The following is a 5,825-nucleotide window of genomic DNA, read 5'->3' as shown; positions in this document are numbered from 1 at the left end:
TCGCCTCGGTGGCCTGCTCGTGGGCGCCCAGCCTGGAAGCGATGATTGCCATCCGGGTGGTCCAGGGGGCTGCGGGAGCCGTACTGATCCCGCTGTCATTCCAGCTGATCATCACCGAGCTGCCGGCCAGCAAGATGGCCATGGGCATGGCACTGTTCAGTCTGGCCAACAGCGTGGCGCAGGCAGCCGGGCCGTCGATTGGCGGCTGGCTGACTGATGCCTTTTCGTGGCGCTGGATCTTCTACCTGCAGCTGTTCCCCGGCATCGCGCTGCTGTTCGCCATCGCCTGGTCTATCGACGCCAGGCCGATGAAGCTCGAATTGCTGCGCAAAGGTGACTGGCTGGGTATCGGGGCCATGGTGACAGGCCTGGGTGGCCTGCAGATCGTACTGGAAGAAGGCGGCCGGCTGGACTGGTTCGGCTCGCCGTTCATCGTCGGCATGAGTGTGCTCGCCGGCATTGCCCTGGTAGTGTTCGTGGTGACCCAGCTGTTCGGCCAGCGTGCATTCATCAACCTGCGTTTGCTCGGCCACTACAACTTCGGCGTCGCCAGCGTGGCGATGTTCATCTTTGGCGGTGCCACCTTCGGCCTGGTGTTCCTGGTACCCAACTACCTGTCGCAGTTGCAGGGCTTCAGTGCGCACGACGTGGGCGTAACGCTGATCGCCTATGGCGTGGTGCAGCTGCTGCTAGCCCCCTTGATGCCACGGTTGATGGGCTGGACCAGTGCCAGGTTCATGGTCGCCAGCGGCTTTCTGATCATGGCCCTGGGCTGCTGGCTGGGGGCGAGCCTGAGCGCCGACAGTGCCGACAACGTGATCATTCCGTCGACGGTGGTCCGTGGCATCGGCCAGCCCTTCATCATGGTGGCCTTGTCGGTGCTGGCGGTGGCCGGGCTGGACAAGCGCGAAGCGGGTTCGGCCTCGGCGGTGTTTTCGATGCTGCGCAACCTGGGGGGTGCGATGGGTACGGCGGGTTTGACGCAACTGGTGGCGACGCGCGAGCGCTTTCACAGTGAACGTATTCACGAGCAGGTGACGGTGTTCGAGCCAGGCGTGCAGGAGCGCATCAACCAGACGGTACAAAGCTGGTTGCCGCATCAGCAGCAGATGCTGGAGGGGTTGGCGGGGACCATTCGGCGCGAGGCCTACCTGATGGCCTACAGTGATGCCTTCTACCTTGCCTGCCTGGCACTGCTGGGATGTGCGCTGGCGGCACTGCTGCTGCGGACGCAGCGGGCCACATGAGGCAGCTGTTAAACTGCCGGACATCCCGTATTCCCGACCGAGCAAAACCATGAATCCGACGCGCTACGCCACCGTGGCAAAGCACCTGATGGAGGGTATTGCCAGCGGCCATTATCCGGTGGGCAGCTTGCTGCCGACCGAGCATGAGCTGTGCGCCCTTTACGCTGTAAGCCGGTACACCGTGCGCGCAGCCATCGACCAGTTGCTCGGTCAAGGCCTGGTATCGCGTCGCAAGCGCGTGGGCACTCGGGTCGAGGCCAGCAGCCCGCGCGGGGGGTATTCGCAGTCGCTGTCCAGCGTGGCTGATATTGCCCAGCAGGCGCAGACCCAACAGCGGCAAATCCAGGAGGTGAGCCACTTCGTCGCCGATCTAGGCGAGGCGGCGCGGTTGGGGTTGGTGCCGGGGGAGCATTACTTCTGTGTGTCGAGCATTCGCGTCGATCGTGCGCATCATGCCGCGCCGCTGTGCTGGACCGATGTGTACGCCCCGCGCGACTATGCCGAAGTCATCGAACTGGCGCGTGCGCACCCCGACCAGTTGATTGCCGGGTTGATCGAGCGGCACTTTGGCCGGCCCATCGGGGTGGTCGACCAGCAGGTGCGGGCGGTGTTGCTGACGGCGGAGCTGGCCCGGGCGTTGAAGGCCGAGGCGGGATCCCCAGGGTTGAAGATCATTCGCCATTACCGCGAGGAGAATGGTGACTTGATGGCGGTTTCCGAGACGGTGCACCCGGATGACCGCTTTACCCTGGTGACCCAGATGCGCCGGGACCGTTCTCCATCCTGATCGCGCACACGGGGCCGCTGTGCGGCCCATCGCCGGCAAGCCAGCTCCCACAGGGACCGCGTCGGGCTTGAAGGCTGCGCGGTCCCGTGGGAGCTGACTTGCCGGCGATGGGCTGCGAAGCAGCCCTCATGGCCCTGACCGACGAACCCAAGGCATAGCCCTTGCCCTGCGTTTTACATCCCCAAAACGCGTTCAGCTTCCAGCAACTGCTTCCCCCGCCCCGTGCTCACCCGATGATCCCGCGCCAGCCAGCCATAGATCGTCGGCAGCACGAACAGGGTAAACAAGGTCCCCACCAGCATCCCGCACACAATCACCACCCCCAGCCCGAAGCGGCTGTTGGCCCCGGCGCCGCTGGCGAACAGCAGCGGCAGCACGCCGAAGGTCATCGCTGCCGTGGTCATCAGCACTGGGCGCAAGCGTATCTGTGCAGCACGGACAATGGCGGCAGCACGATCCAGGTTGTCGCGCACCTGGATCTCGTTGGCAAACTCCACCATCAGGATGCCGTGCTTGCTGATCAGGCCGATCAGCGTCACCAGGCCAATCTGGGTGTAGATGTTCAACGTGGCCCAGCCCAGCGCCAGCGGCAGCAGCGCACCGCAGATCGACAGCGGCACGGTGACCAGAATGATCAGTGGGTCGACCAGGCTTTCATACTGCGCCGCCAGCACCAGGTAGATCACCACCAGCGCGGCGAGAAACGCCCACATCAAGGCAAAACCCTCCTGCACATACTGGCGCGATTCCGATTGCCAGTCGTGGCTGAAGCCCGGCGGCAATTCGGCGGCAAGCTGTTCGAGAAATGCCACGGCGTTGCCCATCGACACACCCGGCGCCGGGATTGCCTGCAGGGTGCTGGCGTTCTGCTGGTCGAACTGCAGCAGGCGGTTGGGCGCTACTTCGATATCCAGGCGCACCACGCTGGCCAGTGGTACCAGGCTGCCGTTTTCGGCGCGCACATATTGACGGTTGAGCGCTGCAGGCGTCAGGCGCTGGTCCTGGATACTCTGCGGAATCACATCGTAGGAACGCCCGAACAGGGCAAACCGGTTGAGGTACTGCTCACCCACCAGCACACCCAGTGACTCGCCTATGGCCTGCATGTTGATGCCCAGGCTGGCCGCCTTGGCCCGGTCGACGCGCACCTTGATCAGCGGGTTGTTGTAGTCGAGGTCGCTGTCCACCACGGCGAACAGGCCACTGTCGCGAACACGCTGCTTGAGCACTTCCATGGTCTGGTAAAGCTCGGGGTAGCCCTGGGCGCTGCGTAGCACCATCTGCACCGGGAGGCCGCCACTGGAGCCCGGCAGGGCTGCAACCTGGAAGGCGAAGATGCTACTACCTTCGATATCAGCCACAGCCTGCTGCAACTGTGCCTGCACCTGTGCGGCGGAACGCTCGCGGGCCTGCCAGGCACTGAGGTTGATACCACCGAAACTCACGGCCGGGCCGTCGGTTCCGTTGATGATCCAGGTATCAGTGGTTTCGCCGATGGACTTCATCACCTGGTCCAGTCTGAGGGCAAAGTGCTCCACATAATCCAGGCTGACATGCTGCGGCGACTTGATGGCGGTCAGCACCGCCGCCTGGTCTTCCGGTGGCGCCAGCTCCCGCTGGGGCAACAGGTACAGCCAGGGCAGGCTCAGGCACACCAGCAGCGCCACGCCAGCGCTGATCCAGCGATGCGACAAGGTATAGGCCAGCACCCGCCCATAGCTGCCAGTCAACGCCGCAAACAACCGATCGGCCATGTTGGCCATCGCGCCATGCTGCTGACCGGGTTGCAACAGCAACGAACTCATCACCGGCGACAAGGTCAGCGCGACGATGCCGGACACGATCACCGCGCCCGCCAAGGTGAGGGCGAATTCGCGGAACAGCGTGCCGGTCAGCCCGCCCATCAGGCCGATCGGCGCATACACCGCCGCCAGGGTCAGGGTCATGGCAATGACCGGCCCGGCGATTTCCCGCGCCCCGGCCAATGCCGCCTCGACCGGCGACTTGCCCTCTTCGATGTGGCGGTGCACGTTCTCCACCACCACGATCGCATCGTCCACAACCAGGCCGATGGCCAGCACCATCGCCAGCAAAGTCAGCAGGTTGAGGCTGAAGCCGAACAGCAGCATCAGGCCCGCGGCGCCCAGCATCGACAACGGAATGGCCACCACCGCGATCAGCACGCTGCGCAACGATCCCAGGCACAGCCAGATCACCAGCACCACGATCAGCATCGCCTCGACCAGCGTGCGCAGCACCTCGTTGATCGACGCGTCGATGAAGCGCGCAGTCTCATAGGCCAGCGCCACCTTCACGCCGGGAGGCAGGGTCTGCTGGATTTGCGGCAGTAGTTGGCGAATACCCTCGACGATCAGCAGCGGGTTGCCGGTCGGCGTGGGGAACAGCCCCAGATGCACGGCAGGCTCGCCGTTCATGGTGGCGCTGGTCTGGGTGGCCGCCGCGCTCAGCTCGACCGTGCCGACATCGCGCAGGCGCACAAGGTCGGTGCCATCGTTGCGGATGATCAGCTCACGGAAGTCCTCGACCCGGGTCAGGTCGGTGTCCACCTGGATATCGGCCAGCACGTACTGCCCGCGCACCTGACCCGGGGTCGCCTGGTAGTTGTTGGCGCGCACGGCCTGCGCCACGTCCGCTGCCGTCACCCCGCGCCCGGCCATCTGTTCGCTGTTCAGCCACAGGCGCATGGCCAGGCGCTGGCCGCCGAACGACTGCACCTTGGCCACACCCTCGATGCCAGAGAACTGCGGCTCGACTACCCGCGACAGGTAATCGCTCAGTTCCGGTATCGACAGGCTGTCGCTGGCAAAGCCCACGTAGGCCACGGCGGTGGAGTCGCCTGCCGACAGCTCGACCACCGGGTCGTAGGCCTTTTCCGGCAGGCGATAGCGTACCTGGTTGACCTTGGCCATGGCCTCGGCCAGCGCCTGGGTCGAATCGCGGTTGAGCAGCATGCGCAAGGTGATCAGGCTTCGCCCCTGCTGCGACGATGAGGACAGGTAATCGATGCCCTCGACCGACGACACTGCCTGGGTGATCGGCTGGGTCACGAAGCCTTGCATCAGCTCGGCGGAGGCGCCGGGGTACTCGGTGCTGATGGTAATGGTCGAGCTTTCCAGCAACGGGTACTGGCGAATCGGCAGCTTGCCCATGGCAAACAGCCCCAGCAGGATGATCAGGCTGCTGACCACCAGCGCCAGCACCGGACGGCGCACGAACACATCGGTGAATTTCACGACTGCCGCCCTCCCTGGCTGGCCTGCAGGCTGTCCTGGGCCAGCGGCTCGACCGTCATGCCGTCACTGAGCTTCAACTGGCCGGACACCACCACACGGTCACCGGGGGCAAGGCCGGTAGTGACTTCCACTCGCCCCTGCCAGCGCTCGCCGGTGGTCACCTGCACCCGCTTGACCCGGGTGCCGTATTGCGCATCGTTGATGGCGACGAACACGGTCTGCCCGTAGGCGGTGTAGGTGATTGCGGTTTCCGGCACGGCCAGCACGGTCGAAGGCTGCGCGGCGTCCAGGCGCACACCGGCATACATGCCCGGCTGCAACTGCCCGTCCGGGTTGGGCAAGGCTGCCTGCACGTGCACCAGGCGCGCCTTGCTGACCACCGGGTCGACCGCTACTACCCTGGCCTGAAAATCTTGCCCGCGCGCGGCGTCCACCGTCAGTGCCAACACTTGGCCGACATGCACGTCAGGGGCGGCCTGTTCGCCCAGGGCAAAATTCACATGCAACTGGCTGATGTCCGCCAGGCTGACGATGGCC

The 5,825-nt window shown here is 64.9% G+C and carries 4 protein-coding genes; 2 read left to right on the top strand and 2 right to left on the bottom strand.

Annotated elements, in window-relative coordinates; genetic code table 11:
* Both HP547_RS26780 and HP547_RS26775 read left to right on the top strand, forming a co-directional pair.
* The coding region (locus tag HP547_RS26780) for a DHA2 family efflux MFS transporter permease subunit (RefSeq protein ID WP_172288434.1) at positions 1–1,247 on the top strand (1,247 nt) is incomplete at its 5' end.
* Positions 1,248–1,296: 49 nt separating this feature from the next.
* On the top strand, positions 1,297–2,034 hold the full coding sequence (locus HP547_RS26775) for a GntR family transcriptional regulator (RefSeq protein WP_172288432.1): 738 nt from the start codon (positions 1,297–1,299) through the stop codon (positions 2,032–2,034).
* A gap of 173 nt (positions 2,035–2,207) precedes the next feature.
* On the opposite strand, the gene HP547_RS26770 is transcribed toward HP547_RS26775, so the two are convergent.
* Both HP547_RS26770 and HP547_RS26765 read right to left on the bottom strand, forming a co-directional pair.
* Positions 2,208–5,288 carry a MexW/MexI family multidrug efflux RND transporter permease subunit gene (locus HP547_RS26770; protein ID WP_172288430.1) on the bottom strand — a complete coding sequence of 1,027 codons (3,081 nt, stop codon included), beginning with the start codon at positions 5,286–5,288 and terminating at the stop codon, positions 2,208–2,210.
* Positions 5,285–5,825: efflux RND transporter periplasmic adaptor subunit (locus HP547_RS26765; protein WP_172288428.1), on the bottom strand; the 541-nt coding region annotated here is incomplete at its 5' end. The genes HP547_RS26765 and HP547_RS26770, both read right to left, overlap by 4 nt.

It is taken from the genome of Pseudomonas sp. CM27, assembly GCF_013179515.1.
Classification (GTDB): Bacteria; Pseudomonadota; Gammaproteobacteria; order Pseudomonadales; family Pseudomonadaceae; genus Aquipseudomonas.
The sequence above is the reverse complement of the archived record's forward strand: the minus strand, read 5'-3'. Positions and strand labels throughout refer to the sequence as shown.

Excerpts from the sequence above, each read along its gene's own strand:
- HP547_RS26775 (WP_172288432.1), top strand. The coding sequence starts at position 1,297 with ATGAATCCGACGCGCTACGCCACCGTGGCAAAGCACCTGATGGAGGGT.